The organism is Vibrio viridaestus (assembly GCF_003856525.1).
Taxonomy (GTDB): domain Bacteria; phylum Pseudomonadota; class Gammaproteobacteria; order Enterobacterales; family Vibrionaceae; genus Vibrio; species Vibrio viridaestus.
Window position 1 is genome coordinate 1 of record NZ_RJVQ01000001.1, and the last position, 15,914, is coordinate 15,914.

Sequence of the window (15,914 nt, forward strand, 5' to 3'; positions counted from 1 at the left end):
CAACGCACAGAGGCACATTAGCGCGGCAGTTTTAAGAAATTCTTAAGTAAAGATTCGTAAGATGTTGATTTGTGGAGGTTTGAGAGATTGACAACGAACAAAAATGTCTAAATGTTAAATTTCTATTCCGTAGTGCGCATTATCTATCTTATGTTAAATAGTATTTCTATAAACTCTAATCTTATCCCTTTTGTTCTGTTACATAGCTCTCCTTGCGCAATCTATTAAACATAACTGTATTTACCATAAAATAGCTAATAATCATCCGTATAATCATAGATTTACGGTATGACTATCAGCTTAAGCCATTCATACGGCAATACAATCTTAATAATATCAATTTGGTAATTCCACTTAACTAGGTATATCCTTTGCGTGTTATGTAAAAGGAATGACTCTAATGCCGTACGAAGTGTCAGATAAAGAAATAGAATATTTAGACGAGATGTTGAAAGATATCAATGGCGATATCTCTGTTTCTATGTCGTACGTTCGTCGCGCTCAAGGACTCACATTTGAACAATTGGGCGAGAAGTTTTCAGGCATTAATGTCTCAACTATCAAGCGTTACATGCAACAAAGTTATCCCTCAATTCGGCCAATCCATCTGGTTGCGGCAATGTCCTGGGTCATGATGGTGCCAATGACCAGTTTCTATTATGGATTTCGGCTAAAAGAATATTATAGAGGTATGGATGATGACGCTGTTCAGGCATTAATGTGTGTGGGTCGATTACCCTCTAATCAGTTCGAACACATCGTTAGCTTGATTCGTAATTTGTTAGATACCGACCAAAATCAACATATCAGTTCCTATTGCAAGGACTTAGAAAGTGAATTTGGTTCTATCGACAATTACGACGACCTTTTCCCGCCTCAAGTTCTCGATTTAGATGCATTTGCTATGGATTACTACCGATCTATCGCTATTACAGTGAAAATCTTCCGCGAGAAAAATGATATTACCAAGGAAACGATAGCCCGGGTGCTAGGCTTATCTAGTTATCAATATGACCTTTTAGAAGATCAGTATAAAACAACCTCTTTTCCTGTAGCTATCGGGTTTCGAGTAAAACTTGGATTTAAGCTAGCCAGTCATGTAAACTTCACTAGCGAAATGCGTATGTTTCCCGAATTTCATGAGTTACGTAAAGCGCAGCAATTTCGTGATGCCTTAATTATTGAAGTGCTGAGACATGTACCGGCCAAACATAAACCTCACGTCATTAACCTTCTGTTAGAGATTGCAAAGATTTACATATAATACGTGATATCAAACATTAGTTTGAACATATTTGCATTCAATTGCGCAGACCTATTAATTGACCAATTCCCTAAATCATCAGACAATTAGTCTCATAAAACTATAGCGTTACACAGTAATGCACTAATAAATATACGTCAGATGGTTAATACAAAAATGAATGATAATTTGTTGGAAAATGACAGTCAGCCTGTCCGCAACTTTATTGCGGATTTACTTGAGCAGTTTAACGATAAGATTGAAGTGAGCGATGAGCCAACAGTTCAGCTTGAATACTTTGGTGCTAAACTCGAAATTAAATTAATTTCTTTCGATGGTATCTATGAGGCTAATAATCGTAAATCTGCGTCGACTAATCCCCTAGATATCGATGAGTAAGTGATAATTTGACTAAGTAAGGGCTTTGTATATCTTTACTTAGTCAAGTTAAAAGCATGAGATTAACCGCCAGCCAACATAACAGTCATACCTTTTTTCTGTTCAAGAAAGGCTTTAATTTTATCTCTAGCGTCACCCTGAATCTCAATCGTACCGTCTTTAACGGATCCACCACAGCCACACAATTTCTTAAGCTCAGCAGCGAGTAGTTTGAGCGCAGTATCATCTAGGTCTAAGCCAGTAATAATACTCACACCCTTCCCTTTTCTGCCTTTAGTCTGTTTGACAATTCTAACGATACCATCGCCTTTTGGCCTTTCGGCTGCCGGCTGTTCTTCTTTGATTCTTCCAGTTTCAGTTGAGTAAACTAATGTCATGTATAACGCTCTTATTTTCCGCCTTGTGCAGCTCTTCGTTGAGCAAGAATGTAAGATTCGATATGTTTTTGAATAGCAATCTTGGAACCTTTGATCAACTTACCATTAAACATACAATACCATTCGTTGGCTTCTCCAGTATCGTTCCTTAATACAAAACCACCAAACTGTTCTTGAGCGGGTCCTCCTGAAGCTCCTTTTTTACCCGCAACGGATTCGAATTCTTTAGGGTCGATCAATGACGCAGTATCGCACCACCAATCAATACTCTTCTTTACAGCGGCTAAGTTACCAGATAATAGATGTGTTTTTATCTGTACCTGCCAAACTTCGTTTGAATTATCGGTCGACTTTAAAGTGAACCCTCGGTAAGTTGCTACTGCCATATTAAAGAATCCTCTGCCGCGTTTGTTATTAGTATTGTTTTATTTTGCAATGTTATCAAGTATATTGGTCTTATGTATATATAGTTATAGTGCATTAATATGAAAAAAGGTCTTAAAATAATCGATAATTCACAGATTTTAACGCAAGCTAAAAGTGAATTTAGTCAATACGTCGATTTGGACACACTTGATGAGTATACACAAAATCTTTATTCGAAGAGTTCATTGCTCGCGATGCGCTCTGATTGGAATCGATATGTGGACTTCTGTTATAGAAAAGGAGCCGCAATATTTCCTCACCACTCGGACACAATTAGAATGTTTCTAGAAGAAGAAAGCAGAGAAAGGAAATATGCATCAATTAGACGATATAGCCTAACATTAAGCACTATCTATCGCTTATTATCAGAAACAGATCCATTAAGAAACACTCAGGTCAGGCAATTACTCGCAGACCTAAGGTTAGAAAAAGCTGGCGATCAAAAACAGTCAGACGCGTTTACCTCAACCCACCTAAAATATTTAAATCACAGTTTGGCTAAAAGCACAAAACATCGTGATATTAGAGACTTAGCCATATTTAACGTAATGTTTGAATGTGCTCTGCGTCGTTCTGAATTACGAGAATTAACACGTTCTCAGCTAGCGCTTCACGATGAAAACGCTATTATAACCATACATGAGTTTTCGTATACTCTTTCAGAGCAAGCAACTAAAGCTCTACATCTCTGGCTATCGCTCATCAATGATGATTTAGAATATGTATTTCGTGCCATAGATCGTCATGGAAACATATCTCACACTAATCTTGATGATTCTTCGATATACCGAATATTCAGGCGAGCCGCAGAATTGCTCGATAACAAGTCACTACACTTTTCTGGTCAGTCAGCACGAATAGGTGCCGCTAAGGAATTACATAAACAAGGAGAGAAACTGAGAGATATTCAGCAATTTGGCCGTTGGCTGAGCCCGGTGATGCCCACCCAATATGTAGGTCAAACAGCGCAATCGCAGAATTTACAATTACGCTATAAGAAATTCAAACCGTGGAATTAAGACTTTTTCAGTCCTTCGAAGACGCAGTTGGCCAGGAATTGACTTACATAATGCCCATTATTTGTTAGCATTTTCGGAAACATGGATATTGGAGTCATACCAGGAAAGGTGTTGACTTCATTTAGGTAAATTTCACCCGACTCCGTCAAAAAGAAATCGATTCGAGACAAATGTCTCAGTCGCATTTGCTCAAATACACGTCTTGCATAGCCTTGAATTTTATCGATTTGTGATTCGGTTAGATTATCAGCGACAACTTTTGTCAACGAATGGCTGTTTTGGCTGTACTTCTCTTCATAGGAATAGAATGTGTCTTGCGGAGCGATGATTTCACCTGGTTTTGAGATGAACAACTCGCCATCGAATTCGTAAGCCGCTACCTCTAGCTCTCTAGGTACTAGCGCTTTTTCAACTAACACCTGATCTGAAAACTCAAATGCTTGTTGTATAGCAGGTATCAACTGCTCTTCCTTCGTTACCTTGTAACATCCTACGGACGACCCTTGCCTTGCGGCTTTAACAAACAGTTTTCCCCACTTACGAAAAGCTTCAATCGCCTTCTCGTATTCATCCTCTTTATTTCGGCAAAGAAACAAATAAGGCGTATTAGGAATACCTAACGCGTCATACCAAAGTTTAGAGGTGATTTTGTTGAAACTATTAGAGCTGGCTTCGGGGCCGCAGCCAAGATAAGGGACACCTGCTAATTCAAACATGGATTGTATATCCCCAGTTTCACCCGGAAAGCCGTGGATACAAGGTACAACAAAATCGACATGTTCAGAATGTTCCTGGGAATTTAACGTCGCGGTGTTGATATCGAAATAGACAAGACGTTGTTGACTGTCGAACCAACCTTCCTTCTTCATCTCAATCCGAACAACATCAAACTGTTCCGTTTTTTGCAGTTCTTGTTCGATGTAGTTTGCAGAAACCAGTGAAACTTCATGTTCCGAAGAACCACCGCCACAAAGCAAAAGAATATTAATTTGACTCATGTACTTTCCTACTGTCACTTCCGATGTCGACACCTATCATAATCAAATCAGGGTGAAGGTACAGATTTATTGCCAATCACAAAGACCAAATGCCTGTTTTATAGACATTTGGTCAGTCCAGTATTAGTTAAGCTTGTTTAAAGTTGGATATTGTGAGTTTTTGATAGAGTCGATACTCTTAACAAACGGCTTCAAATTTCTGAAGTCTGCAGGTAATTCATTAATCGCTGATTTAGCTTGTTCTTTAGTAGCGTAATCACCATACATGATGGTGTACCATTTTGTACCGTTAACAACTTTGTAGTTTTCCCAGATCGGTTGGCCATCTCTTGGCAAACGAGAAGCAAACTGGTCAACTTTGTTTTGCTCGCCAACAGCCACAACCTGAATAGTAAATCCGTAACGTGGATTCTTCGCTATCTGATCTCGTGTAGGAGCCTTAATCATTACTGCTGGTTTCGGCTTAGCCGCAGCGGCAGGTTGTTGTTGAGCGGTAGACATATGCGACTCTGTTATGCCATCTGTCATTCCATTTTGAGTTACGATCGGTTGCTCTACTTTATCAACCTGATAATCCTCTTTATAGCTCTCTGAGGTAACATCACTCACATATGTTCCAGATGAACATGCTGCCAGGATCGCTGAAAGTCCGATAATTATAGTATTTTTCATAAAATGAATGCCTTTGAAACCTAGTAGTTCAATCATGCACATTGAGACCAAGATAATCAAGCTTATACAATGATTTAACGTAAACAAGCTGTGATACCTAACACAAAGTGTTTAAACTGTGCTCACATAAACCGATCCATTTCGTGACCAGCGAGACTTAATACGCTATCAATAACATAATAAAAGTATAACTCATGCTTTACAGGTTTAATTATGAATAGTGCGTTATCTGGATTGTTTTCTCCCCAATCTATCGCTGTCGTTGGTGCCTCAAATCGCCCTAACAGAGCTGGTAAAATTGTTATGTCCAATTTGCTGGCTTCCGGTTTTGATGGCCCTATTATGCCGATAAATCCATTCTATTCTTCAGTTTGTGGCGTTTTAACTTATCCTGATATTGCCAGTTTACCAGTGATACCCGACATCGTTATCTTGTGTACCCACGCCAAACGAAATATCTCTATTTTTGAACAACTCGCCTTAAAAAATGTGAAGTTTGTGATTGTTCTTTCGTCCGACATGTACAGTGCTGATGCAAAAGGTAACCAGATACAAAAGCAGTGTGAGGATATCGCGTCATCAGCTAATATGAGAGTGCTAGGACCCAATAGCCTAGGAATTATACTACCGTGGATTGGCCTCAATGCGTCGTTTTCACCCGTCACCGCACTAAAAGGAAACATCGCTTTTATTTCTCAGTCTGCTGCGGTGTGTACAACGATTCTTGACTGGGCTAATGACAAAGGAATTGGATTCTCAGCATTTATATCACTCGGTAACGCGAGCGATATAGATTTTCCTCAGTTGCTAGACTCACTAAGTGTCGACCGTCACACAGACTCAATCCTCTTATACGTTGACAGCGTTCGAGATGCACGCCTATTTCTCTCTGCGGCACGCGCCGCTTCTCGCAATAAACGCATTCTCGTAGTTAAAGGTGGAAAAACAGAGGAAGGCCGTCAAGCCGCTCGGGCGCATACCGGTGGTATCGATACGTTGGACAATATTTATGACACAGCGATCAGGCGATCAGGTATGCTGCGAGTCAACAATACACACGAATTGTTTGCGGCTGTAGAGACGCTGACCCACTCTGTTGCACTTAAAGGCGAAAGTCTTACTATCATTACGAACGGCGGAGGGCCCGCTATCATGGCAATCGATGAATTGCTATCACGGGGAGGCAAATTGGCTCCACTCTCAGATGTCGTCATAAACGAACTAAATTCACTGTTACCTGAAAGCTGGTCACAACATAATCCTATCGATTTAGTCGGTGATGCAAGTCAGCAACGATATATCGACGCTGTTAACGTTGTTATGAATAGTAGTGATACTCATGCAGTTTTGGTCATGCATAGTCCTTCAGCTATTGCAGAGTCTGAAGAGACTGCACGAGCTGTAGCAAACGCCTATCATAACCATCCCAATAAAAAGCGTGTCACGATGCTAACAAACTGGTCGGGAGAACTTACTGCACGTAAAGCTAGGCAGGTTTTCAACCAATGTGGTATTCCCACCTACAGAACGCCAGAGAGTGCAGTTACGGCATTCATGCACATCGTCGAGTATCGACGTAATCAGAAGCAATTAATGGAGACACCGACCAACAGTAAAACGATTAGTGAGCAAAACTTGATAAACGCCCATCAGTGGTTAGCTGAGAAATCTCTTCTTGAAACACACGTCAATTTGGATACGCACCAAATTGTTAAATTTTTAGGTTATTTCGGCTTCGATGTTCTCACGACATGGGTCGCACAGGATGCCGTGGAGGCAATACATATTGCAGAAACCATTGGTTATCCAGTAGCAGTTAAGCTGCGCTCCCCTGATATCGCTCATAAATCCGACGTGCAGGGTGTTATGCTCGGTTTGAGCAGCCGCAGCGAGGTAGAAAGTGCCGCAATCTCTATCCTGGATAGAACACAAATGCACTATCCCGATGCGATTATTGAGGGCTTAAACGTTCAAGCAATGGCGAAGTCTGCTGGCGGAGAAGAATTACGGATTAAAATTAAGCATGATGAAACGTTTGGCCCAGTCATATTAATCGGACAGGGCGGCGCAGAATGGGTAGAATCCGATGCTGAGGCTGCACTTCCGCCATTAAATGACGCGTTGGCTAAGTATACGATTGTCCGAGCCATAAAACATGGGCGTATAAAATTACAGAGATTACCACAACCTATTGATATACCGGCATTATGCGAATTTTTAGTTAAACTATCCAAACTAATTGTTGAATGCCCAGAAGTTCATGAGTTAGATATTCATCCCCTGCTGATCAATGGTCGAGAAATGACCATCATAGATGCAGATTTAACTCTCAACCCCTTAGGTAAGCGCTATAACAATCGCCTTGCTATCAAACCATACCCGACAGAGCTGGTTAAACAACTCCAATTAAAAAATGGTGACAGCGTCACAATACGCCCTATTCTTCCAGAAGATGAACCCGTACATGCTGATTTCATTGCCCATGTTTCAAAAGAGGATCTCTACAAGCGCTTTTTTAGTGAAGTTGGCGAGTTTAATCATGAAGCTCTAGCTAATCTGACTCAAATAGATTTTGACCGAGAGATGGCGTTTGTTGCGTTGAGGAGTGACCATATCATCGGTGTATCCAGAGCTCTTATTTCTCCAGACAACAGTAATGCTGAGTTTGCAATCTTGATTAGAACAGACCTTAAGGGACTGGGTCTAGGCGCGTTATTGATGGAACAAATCATTGATTACTGTAAAAGAAAAAAAACAGAGAAAATGTCTGGAATTACCATGCCAACTAATCAGGGAATGATTAGCTTAGCGAAAAAATTTGGCTTTAATGTCGCAGTTGATTTTGAGGAAGGTGTAGCAGAAATGTACAAGAAATTGCAAGAGTAATGTTTTATCGAAAACATTACTCTTATATCACTTAGCGTAGACTCCAGTGTTTTTTAAGATACTGAATACACCAAGATTTCGCTTCGCCAATTTTATTTCTGCGCCAGACCATAATGATTTCAGTCTCGACAGATTGAGAACCTTCAATAACCTTTAATCGCCCTTGTTCTATATACTTCTCTGCTACTTGCTTGGGCATTGTTCCGATACCTAAACCATCAAGAAGCGCGCGACACTTTGCATCAAAGTTGGTTACCGTTAATCTGGGCTGTTTGTGAAGTATGTTGACACTGATCGCAGGTTGTTCACGCGCGGTATCCGCAATGGCAATGACACGGAACTTTTGTCGCGCCTCTTCATCAAAAACGCCTTTACGTTTATGAACATAATGCTCTGCCGCTGCGACCCAAACCATCTCCATTTTGCCCAAGCTCTCTGCTTTAACGTCATGAGGCAGTGAATCTATTTTGGGACAAACCAACAGATCAGCTCTGTCTGAAGCTAACGCTTCCCAACTGCCCGCTAAAATTTCTTCCTGCAGACGAATCCGAGTTTTACTCACATTTCCAAGAGCATCAACCAGAGGAAAAAAGTTTTCGACAGGAACAATGCCGTCATACGCTAACGTAATATCAAGCTCCCATCCGTTTGCGAGAATCGTAGCGTCGTTAACTAGCTTATCTGTTGCGTTAAGGATTGCTCTACCGCGTTCCAGTATTAGTTTTCCGGCATCAGTAAAATTTGCCTTGTGACCAGAACGGTCAAATATCATTATGTCGAGATCTTGCTCAAGTTTTTGAATCTGATAACTCAGTGAACTTGGAGCACGATTTAGTTCATTTGCAGCTGCAGCGAAGCTGCCTCTTCTCTCAATTGCATCGAGAATGTGAAGCGCTTCCAATGTAATTGGACTATGCAAGTGTATTAACCCTAACCTAACGTTTATGAATGCTACTTATAAAAAGAATATGAAATTGAGCCAGTAACAATCTTTCGTTGAAAATTTACCACTTTAAGAGGAATAAATTACTTATTTTTCGATGTTTCATGTTTAAACATAACAACGCTAGCAATGATAAAAAATACAATTAATACGAGTTCCATAAGATTTGACCTTATAACTAATTAAAACTGACGACATTCTATCAATAATTTCTCTAAAAAAACGGATTAAAAGAATTATTTGTGTAAATTATAGACATAGATCATTAGGCTGTGTTTTTTTAGCCTAAATCAGGTTTAACCCAGACCTTACTAAAATCAAACCATCCCAAAGCATTACACTTCGCATTCTGTAACGCTCCGCATTGGTCGTGGTTAATGCCCATCCAAACATGGAACAAAGGAATGATTTGATAATTAGATACCAATGATTTCCCCAATTCCATCGCTGGAAACTTGCTATCCGGTTCGCGGCGCCATGCGTCTACCATATCAGTCCAAAGCTGAAAATGTTCAGTTTTACTCACTTGACTGATATCCGAATAATTGAGTATCCAGCCAGCTAATGCATCATCACGATAATTTGAGATACCCATTGCTTTCACCCAAATATCAATATTCCCGAGTGTTTCGGGCTCTTCATCATAAGCAAGTAATTCAACCACTAAATTATCTGTTTTTAAAATACGTTCCAACTGAACCACGAGCTGTGGAAACATGGGGTGTCGAGCTTGGTAGGCAATACGAACCGTTTTATTAGCCTCCGGAGGAGGTGACAATGTCACATTGCTTTGGGTGTGATACCACCCTGGTTTTAAACCTAACGCGGGTACGATACCTAGGTCGACAACACTTTCATTGGAGCTCGTTCTGAATATATCTAGAGCATTTAGCCGCTGGGCAAAATATTGCGCCCAGGCATCACTTTTCGCTAATCCATGGCGCCTATCCAGAAGCAAATGTAGGCATCCAGGATCAAGTCCAACGTCTTCCTTTATCGACCCTCTTTCAGTCTGGGAAGGATTAGTAAGGCTTGGGAAAACTAACGTTGAATGCAATTCATCAATAACACAAACTTCGACCTGATCTAAAAGTGGTCGAAAGCCAAAGTAACCATCAAACGCAGTTAAAACGAGACGTTTCTCGTCATTTTGTACAACTTTGTAAGGCCCAGTTCCGATAGGCAGTAACTCACTGCTTTCATTCAACCATTCTTCTGGTAATGTTATTTTGGCACAGGATTCAGCCAACCATAAATCGAGATAAAAGTCAGGCCTGTCTAAGTGGATGTCTATAACCCAATCACTCACAGCTACAACGTCTGATATGTGATCAAGTAGAGGAAATTTAGAAACGGCTTTAATACTCGCCAGTATGACATCGATCGTGAGAGGTTCTCCATTATGGAATCTTACACCAGGGCGTAAATAAAACCGCCAGTGCTGAGGTGTTAGAACCTGCCAATCATGGGCAATATCAGGACCGACTTGCTCATGCTCATCAAGCGTTGTAAGACCACTAAAAACTTGTTTAACGATGTGTTGCTCTGAACGTCTTATATTCGTTCTGGGGTTGAGTTTGGTAAGAGGTCGGTAATAAGGAAGCCTAACAACCTGAATTCCTTCTTGATTTTGTACCCCCAGATAATGCTGGATAACTTGGGTCAGTTTGCTTGCATCATTATCTAAGACGGTTAATGCTTTACCAAATTTACCGTCTTCAAGGTAACGTCTCGCTAGGCTTTCACTAATATCGTTGCGACTTTGTTTAAACAGAAGTTTGGATAACTTTCCCCGCCCCGCAGCAGGATGCCATTCAATCCATCCTTCTTCTTCCATTTTATTGAGAACAATCCGCGCATTACGCCTCGTACAGAAGAGCAGTTCTGTCACATCTTCGAGTTGAATTTCTGAATCTTTACCCTGATAACGTTCAAATAAAGCCTCAAATTGAGAACGTAAACGATGGCTACTCATAAAAGCGGAAACCTAGCTCAAAATAGAAAGATTACATTTTCCTCATTTAAACAAAAAAAACAAGCGAAACGTGTTATTTAACTTCAGCACTAATTTCCTGAGCGATTAGGTGAAGCTGATTTATCGTTTCGAGCTTAAAACTCCATGAAGTATCAGAGGAATGTGCCACTATCACTAAGGCATCTTTGTACAAAGTAATCGCCTCATTTTGTGCCTGCATTGTCAATTTGATGGGGGAATCAATTTTAATGACTAACTCGTGGTTCGTAATAATAATTTTCCCTCCGGAAAGAGTTAATACCATACTAACCTCTCGTTTTATTTTTCATTACTGCGATTGTTAAGCGACTGCTGCAAACGAGTTGATGTTTATCATTATTGATATTGATTTGCCATACTTGGGTTTTGGTTCCCAAATGTATTGCTTCTGCTGTTCCCGTAACAATCCCCTCTCTAACTGCACGAACATGGTTAGCGTTGATATCTAATCCGACGCAGAAGAAACCGTCTGGAACACAAAAATTAGCGGCCAATGAACCTAATGTTTCAGCTAATACTACCGAAGCACCTCCGTGTAGCATTCCCAGAGGTTGATGCGTAATTGAGCAAACTGGCATTGTTGCACTCAATGTATTATCTGTAATTTGAGAGTATTGAATACCTAGGTGTTCAATTAGTGTGTTTTTTGATGTTGCATTTAATGTATCGAGATCGATTTTTTTTTTCCAAATACGCATTTTAATTCTAATTCCTTGGACTTTATCCACTATTTTAATCTTTTAAGTTGAATCTATAAATTCATATATGCGATATTTTGTCCCAACATGACATGAAATGACTATATAAACCATGCCTACTTTTAAATACATACGTTCGTTAACTTTAGTCTCTCTAGCGACGTTTATCGCTGGGTGTACCTCTTCGCCAACTGGGCGTAACCAACTTCTTTTGTTCTCTGACTCTCAGATGAATACGTTAGGTACACAATCGTTTGATGAGCTAAAACAAAAGCAGACTATAGAAACTGACCCCACCATAAATCGCTACGTACAGTGTGTGGCAAACTCAGTTACTGCATCGGTACCTAAAGAGGGATTTGATGCCTGGGAAGTGGTTGTTTTTAAAAGTGATGAGATTAATGCTTTCGCATTACCCGGTGGTAAGATCGGCGTCTACACTGGCTTATTGAAAGTGGCCAAAAATGAAGATCAGTTAGCAACGGTTATCGGACACGAAGTCGCACATGTTCTTGCAGAACATGGTAATGAACGTATGTCACAATCACAGTTGGCCAACACGGGTATTCAATTAACCAGTGTTGTTATTGGCGCTAGTCAGTATGCTCAATACCAACAGTTAGCTATGGGCGCACTCGGTGTCGGCGTTCAATATGGTGTTTTGCTGCCATACAGTCGCAAGCAAGAATCAGAAGCAGATATGATCGGTGTAGAACTCATGAATAAGGCGGGCTTTGACGCAAATCAGAGTATAGCATTATGGAAAAATATGGCTGCAGCTTCAAATGGAAATCAACCTCCAGAGCTTTTATCTACCCACCCTTCAAACCAAACAAGGATCCGCGATTTAACTGCTGAAGTAAGCCAGTTGGGTAAATCAAATCAATCTCGACCTCAGTGTGGTATTTAACAAAACCCTTTTAATTTTGTGCGTAATATGGATAATACGCCCTCATTTTTTATTTCGAGGCGATCATAATGTCTACAGAAGCAACTCTTTTAGAACGTTGTGGTTCACAATGTGAACTGTGCGGAGCCACCTCTTCTCTATCCCCTTTTGTCGTAGCTCCTCATACTCAGCTCACTGTTGATCATGCTGTCATCTTGTGTGATACATGCAAAAGCCAGGTAGAAGACCCAGAAAGTATGGATGTAAATCATTGGCGTTGCCTTAATGATAGTATGTGGAGTCAAGTTCCACCCGTTCAAGTACTTGCATGGCGTCAGCTAAAGCATTTATCAAATAAGGAGCAATGGGCGACTGAGTTGCTTGATATGATGTACATGGAAGATGAAACCAAAAATTGGGCTATCATTGGCATGGATGATGACGCGGAGAAACCTCGTGATGTTAACGGTGTTGAACTTAAAAAAGGTGACGATGTAACAATCATCAAAGACCTACCAATAAAAGGTTCTTCCCAAGTAATCAAACAAGGAACCGTCGTTCGTGGTATCAGCCTCGCAGACGATCCTAAACTCATTTCAGGTAAAGCAAACGGTCAGTCAATGTACATCATCGCTGAGTACACGCGTAAGAAATAAGTTATTTCCTCTGATGTTTTTTCAAGGGGTTTTCATCAACCCCTTTATTTACCCCGCTCGTGCGCAATTGAATACATATCGACTTCATTATAGTGCATAATAAAGCTATCTTAATGATAATTAATAATATAGAGGATCTCGTTTTCTATCATTGGATCTCATTTTAATCTCATTTAGGTGATATAATTCCATCAACTTTTTGTATCTTTGGATGTAATTATGAAGCACATAACCATCGCTGATGTGGCGAAATTAGCGGGCGTAGGTACAGCAACTGTCGATAGAGTACTGAACGGAAGGAGCTCCACCCGCCCTGAAACGCAGGACAAAGTCTTAGCAGCAGCACGCGACCTTGGTTATCGTGTGAAGCAATCCCAACTTCTTACGACAGAAGCTAAACAACAGGTTAAATCTCTAAAATCCTTTCGGGTTGGATTCATTCTCTTATCGGACACCCATTCTTTTTACCGTTCCTTGTCAGAATCTCTAATGGAAACTGCGCGGCAATTTACCACTGCTACACCAGAGTTTGCTTTTTTTCATCTTAGCGAAGTTGACCAAGTAGCCAATACGATAATGAAGTTTGGTGAAGAAATGGATGCCATTGGATTGATTTCTCTAGACCATCCATTAGTCAGGCACGCGGTAGAAGAAGTTGCCAAAAAGGGAGTAAAGGTCTTTACTATCGTTTCAGATTTATCCCCTTGTAACCATTCAGCCACAGTCGGATTCGATGATAAAAAAGTTGGCCGAACAGCAGGATGGGCAGTCCACCATTTTTTCCCAAACGCTGTCAAGATCGGTATCGTCATCGGTGATAATCGATTTCTGTGCCAAGAGACCTACGAGATAGGCTTTCGCTCTTATCTAAGAGAAATTGAAACTCAGTACCAAGTCCTTGAGCCGGTAAAAAGCTATGAGTCAATTGAAGGTGGATACAAAGCAACAGTTGAGCTTCTGAATGATCACCCTGACTTATCGTTAATTTATGCTCCGTGTGGTGGTGTAGAAGGTATTGCTCAGGCTCTAACAGACTTAGGTAAGAACAAGTCGATAAAATTAATTTGCCACGGTCCAATCATTGATTATCAGCTGAAATTTATTGATGGAACAATCGATCTAATGTTTAACCATCCGATAACAGACTTTACTGCTAGAATTATGCAACTCTGTCAGGATTTGGTTACTGGTGAAAAGACAGGCTTCGAGAAGGTGATTCTTAAATTCGATATTATTACCAAGGAAAACATGTAAAAAAGCCGCCTCGGTTTTCTGGGGCGGCTCTTTTATCTCGTTCATCATTGTAGGTATATAATTGACGGTCATTTATCATAGAATTTTTCCTCTTGTCGCTTTAATAGAACTACGCTGCTTCTTTTTATCTAATCGCTTCATTTTCGAAGAACGGGTTGGCTTTGTCGCCTTTCGCACTTTCTCTACTTTCGCGACACTGGTAATAATATCCACTAGACGCTCAATAGCATCGATACGATTTTTTTCCTGCGTTCGGTGCTGCTGTGCTTTGATGACAATTTCACCTTCTGTCGTTAATCGACTGTCTTTCAAACGCAGTAGCTTTTCTTTATAAAAGTCTGGTAGCGAAGAATTCACAATATCAAAGCGAAGATGAATCGCAGACGAGACTTTATTGACATTTTGACCACCCGCACCTTGAGCTCTGATGGCTTTAAAATCCAGCTCGCTATCGGGCAAGCTAACGTTGTTTGATATTTTAATCATTGTTTAATAGCACCTTTCCTTTTCAATTCAATCATTAGTTAAAGTAACCGAACTTGCATGAAATTCGTATGCAATCGTATACTGGCATTATAAATCAGAGTCAATGACGAACTCAAAACTTTACAGGAATGATATGCCTAAACAAGATGTGAAATTTATCGCCGCCGATATGGACGGTACACTTTTAAATGAACAAAGCCAGCTTCCTGAACGATTCTTTGATGTATTTAACCATCTAAAAAAAAACAACATTTACTTCGCTGCCGCATCAGGCAGGCAGTACTACAGCCTGATAAACACATTTGATCCAATTAAAGATGAAATGCTATTTATTGCAGAAAACGGAACATTAGTTATGTTCCAAGGTAAACAGCTTTACAGCTGCTCAATCCCAAAATCTGAAATCGTAACATTAATCGAAAAAGCCAGAACTATACTAGACACGCATTTAGTTTTATGTGGCATCAATTCAGCCTATATCGAAACACAAGATCCACAAGCCCTTAAAGAGTTCAGTAAATACTATCAACGTTGCCAATACGTTGACGATCTCCTGAGTGTTGATGACGAGTTTATTAAAGTGGCTATTTGTCATTTTAGCGGGACCGAGGAACATGTCTTCCCTGTCATGAACCCACTGTTTGGCAATACGCACAAAGTGGTTGTTAGTGGAAAAATTTGGCTTGATGTAATGAATATCGACGCATCAAAAGGAGCTGCTATTAGGCAATTGCGAGAAAAACTAGGTTTCACTTTTAAACAAACGATGAGCTTTGGCGATTATCTTAACGATACAGAGATGCTTGAAGAAAGCTACTATTCCTATGCGATGGACAACGCGCATCCCAAGATTAAGGCACTGGCGCGTTATCATGCACCAAGTAATCAAGATGAAGGCGTATTGAAAGTCATTATGGAACAAGTATTAAGCTGAGGTTTAATAGGATGACGAGT

General features: G+C 40.3%; 17 protein-coding genes. 8 read left to right on the forward strand and 9 right to left on the reverse strand.

The window, feature by feature from the left end; genetic code table 11:
* Window positions 1–400 precede the first annotated feature (400 nt).
* Window positions 401–1,264, forward strand: a complete 864-nt coding sequence (locus EES38_RS00005) for a hypothetical protein (RefSeq protein WP_243694119.1) — start codon at window positions 401–403, stop codon at window positions 1,262–1,264.
* 156 nt (window positions 1,265–1,420) lie between these two features.
* Window positions 1,421–1,642 (forward strand): hypothetical protein, encoded by a 222-nt coding sequence (locus EES38_RS00010; RefSeq protein ID WP_124935122.1) that lies wholly within the window; start codon window positions 1,421–1,423, stop codon window positions 1,640–1,642.
* Between the two features lie 62 nt (window positions 1,643–1,704).
* On the opposite strand, the gene yciH is transcribed toward EES38_RS00010, so the two are convergent.
* Both yciH and EES38_RS00020 read right to left on the reverse strand, forming a co-directional pair.
* Window positions 1,705–2,019, reverse strand: coding sequence for a stress response translation initiation inhibitor YciH (gene yciH / locus EES38_RS00015; RefSeq protein ID WP_124935123.1), 315 nt, complete (start codon window positions 2,017–2,019; stop codon window positions 1,705–1,707).
* 11 nt (window positions 2,020–2,030) lie between these two features.
* A complete protein-coding gene (locus EES38_RS00020) occupies window positions 2,031–2,405 on the reverse strand; it encodes a DUF3319 domain-containing protein (RefSeq protein ID WP_124935124.1) in 375 nt (124 codons plus the stop codon).
* Window positions 2,406–2,504: 99 nt separating this feature from the next.
* Here EES38_RS00020 and EES38_RS00025 point away from each other — a divergent pair, with 99 nt between their 5' ends.
* The gene (locus EES38_RS00025; protein WP_124935125.1) at window positions 2,505–3,464 is read left to right on the forward strand and encodes a tyrosine-type recombinase/integrase; all 960 of its coding nucleotides are present in this window, start codon (window positions 2,505–2,507) and stop codon (window positions 3,462–3,464) included.
* On the opposite strand, the gene EES38_RS00030 is transcribed toward EES38_RS00025, so the two are convergent.
* Together EES38_RS00030 and EES38_RS00035 are read right to left on the reverse strand one after the other, a co-directional pair.
* Window positions 3,461–4,462 (reverse strand): D-alanine--D-alanine ligase, encoded by a 1,002-nt coding sequence (locus EES38_RS00030; protein ID WP_124935126.1) that lies wholly within the window; start codon window positions 4,460–4,462, stop codon window positions 3,461–3,463. The two genes, EES38_RS00025 and EES38_RS00030, sit on opposite strands and share 4 nt — an antisense overlap.
* Window positions 4,463–4,585: 123 nt before the next feature.
* The gene (locus EES38_RS00035) at window positions 4,586–5,134 is read right to left on the reverse strand and encodes an SPOR domain-containing protein (protein WP_124935127.1); all 549 of its coding nucleotides are present in this window, start codon (window positions 5,132–5,134) and stop codon (window positions 4,586–4,588) included.
* Between the two features lie 213 nt (window positions 5,135–5,347).
* Here EES38_RS00035 and EES38_RS00040 point away from each other — a divergent pair, with 213 nt between their 5' ends.
* Window positions 5,348–8,020, forward strand: a complete 2,673-nt coding sequence (locus EES38_RS00040) for a bifunctional acetate--CoA ligase family protein/GNAT family N-acetyltransferase (RefSeq protein WP_124935128.1) — start codon at window positions 5,348–5,350, stop codon at window positions 8,018–8,020.
* A gap of 31 nt (window positions 8,021–8,051) precedes the next feature.
* Here EES38_RS00040 and EES38_RS00045 read toward each other — a convergent pair whose 3' ends face one another.
* The 4 genes from EES38_RS00045 to EES38_RS00060 all read right to left on the reverse strand — a co-directional run bounded on the left by EES38_RS00045 (window position 8,052) and on the right by EES38_RS00060 (window position 11,675).
* Entirely contained in the window at window positions 8,052–8,939 is an 888-nt protein-coding gene (locus EES38_RS00045; RefSeq protein ID WP_124935129.1) for a LysR substrate-binding domain-containing protein, read from the reverse strand.
* Window positions 8,940–9,243: 304 nt separating this feature from the next.
* A complete protein-coding gene (locus EES38_RS00050) occupies window positions 9,244–10,938 on the reverse strand; it encodes an SgrR family transcriptional regulator (protein ID WP_124935130.1) in 1,695 nt (564 codons plus the stop codon).
* A 73-nt stretch (window positions 10,939–11,011) separates the two neighbouring features.
* Window positions 11,012–11,242 carry a DUF3389 family protein gene (locus EES38_RS00055; protein WP_124935131.1) on the reverse strand — a complete coding sequence of 77 codons (231 nt, stop codon included), beginning with the start codon at window positions 11,240–11,242 and terminating at the stop codon, window positions 11,012–11,014.
* A gap of 1 nt (window position 11,243) precedes the next feature.
* On the reverse strand, window positions 11,244–11,675 hold the full coding sequence (locus EES38_RS00060) for a hotdog fold thioesterase (protein ID WP_124935132.1): 432 nt from the start codon (window positions 11,673–11,675) through the stop codon (window positions 11,244–11,246).
* Between the two features lie 112 nt (window positions 11,676–11,787).
* Between EES38_RS00060 and EES38_RS00065 the strand changes: the two genes are divergently transcribed.
* From EES38_RS00065 to EES38_RS00075, 3 genes are all read left to right on the forward strand, one after another.
* Window positions 11,788–12,585: a M48 family metallopeptidase gene (locus EES38_RS00065; RefSeq protein ID WP_124935133.1), complete on the forward strand. Its 798-nt coding sequence runs from the start codon at window positions 11,788–11,790 to the stop codon at window positions 12,583–12,585.
* A gap of 68 nt (window positions 12,586–12,653) precedes the next feature.
* Window positions 12,654–13,220: a PhnA domain-containing protein gene (locus tag EES38_RS00070; RefSeq protein ID WP_124935134.1), complete on the forward strand. Its 567-nt coding sequence runs from the start codon at window positions 12,654–12,656 to the stop codon at window positions 13,218–13,220.
* Between the two features lie 219 nt (window positions 13,221–13,439).
* Window positions 13,440–14,474 (forward strand): LacI family DNA-binding transcriptional regulator, encoded by a 1,035-nt coding sequence (locus tag EES38_RS00075; protein ID WP_124935135.1) that lies wholly within the window; start codon window positions 13,440–13,442, stop codon window positions 14,472–14,474.
* A gap of 75 nt (window positions 14,475–14,549) precedes the next feature.
* Here EES38_RS00075 and arfB read toward each other — a convergent pair whose 3' ends face one another.
* Window positions 14,550–14,960, reverse strand: a complete 411-nt coding sequence (gene arfB, locus EES38_RS00080) for an alternative ribosome rescue aminoacyl-tRNA hydrolase ArfB (RefSeq protein ID WP_124935136.1) — start codon at window positions 14,958–14,960, stop codon at window positions 14,550–14,552.
* Window positions 14,961–15,093: 133 nt separating this feature from the next.
* On the opposite strand from arfB, the gene EES38_RS00085 reads away from it, so the two are divergent.
* Window positions 15,094–15,894 (forward strand): Cof-type HAD-IIB family hydrolase, encoded by an 801-nt coding sequence (locus EES38_RS00085; protein ID WP_124935137.1) that lies wholly within the window; start codon window positions 15,094–15,096, stop codon window positions 15,892–15,894.
* Window positions 15,895–15,914: the final 20 nt, after the last annotated feature.

Excerpts from the sequence above, each read along its gene's own strand:
- EES38_RS00005 (WP_243694119.1), top strand. The coding sequence starts at position 401 with ATGCCGTACGAAGTGTCAGATAAAGAAATAGAATATTTAGACGAGATG.
- EES38_RS00010 (WP_124935122.1), top strand. The coding sequence starts at position 1,421 with ATGAATGATAATTTGTTGGAAAATGACAGTCAGCCTGTCCGCAACTTT.
- yciH (WP_124935123.1), bottom strand. The coding sequence starts at position 2,019 with ATGACATTAGTTTACTCAACTGAAACTGGAAGAATCAAAGAAGAACAG.
- EES38_RS00020 (WP_124935124.1), bottom strand. The coding sequence starts at position 2,405 with ATGGCAGTAGCAACTTACCGAGGGTTCACTTTAAAGTCGACCGATAAT.
- EES38_RS00025 (WP_124935125.1), top strand. The coding sequence starts at position 2,505 with ATGAAAAAAGGTCTTAAAATAATCGATAATTCACAGATTTTAACGCAA.
- EES38_RS00030 (WP_124935126.1), bottom strand. The coding sequence starts at position 4,462 with ATGAGTCAAATTAATATTCTTTTGCTTTGTGGCGGTGGTTCTTCGGAA.
- EES38_RS00035 (WP_124935127.1), bottom strand. The coding sequence starts at position 5,134 with ATGAAAAATACTATAATTATCGGACTTTCAGCGATCCTGGCAGCATGT.
- EES38_RS00040 (WP_124935128.1), top strand. The coding sequence starts at position 5,348 with ATGAATAGTGCGTTATCTGGATTGTTTTCTCCCCAATCTATCGCTGTC.
- EES38_RS00050 (WP_124935130.1), bottom strand. The coding sequence starts at position 10,938 with ATGAGTAGCCATCGTTTACGTTCTCAATTTGAGGCTTTATTTGAACGT.
- EES38_RS00055 (WP_124935131.1), bottom strand. The coding sequence starts at position 11,242 with ATGGTATTAACTCTTTCCGGAGGGAAAATTATTATTACGAACCACGAG.
- EES38_RS00060 (WP_124935132.1), bottom strand. The coding sequence starts at position 11,675 with ATGCGTATTTGGAAAAAAAAAATCGATCTCGATACATTAAATGCAACA.
- EES38_RS00065 (WP_124935133.1), top strand. The coding sequence starts at position 11,788 with ATGCCTACTTTTAAATACATACGTTCGTTAACTTTAGTCTCTCTAGCG.
- EES38_RS00070 (WP_124935134.1), top strand. The coding sequence starts at position 12,654 with ATGTCTACAGAAGCAACTCTTTTAGAACGTTGTGGTTCACAATGTGAA.
- EES38_RS00075 (WP_124935135.1), top strand. The coding sequence starts at position 13,440 with ATGAAGCACATAACCATCGCTGATGTGGCGAAATTAGCGGGCGTAGGT.
- arfB (WP_124935136.1), bottom strand. The coding sequence starts at position 14,960 with ATGATTAAAATATCAAACAACGTTAGCTTGCCCGATAGCGAGCTGGAT.
- EES38_RS00085 (WP_124935137.1), top strand. The coding sequence starts at position 15,094 with ATGCCTAAACAAGATGTGAAATTTATCGCCGCCGATATGGACGGTACA.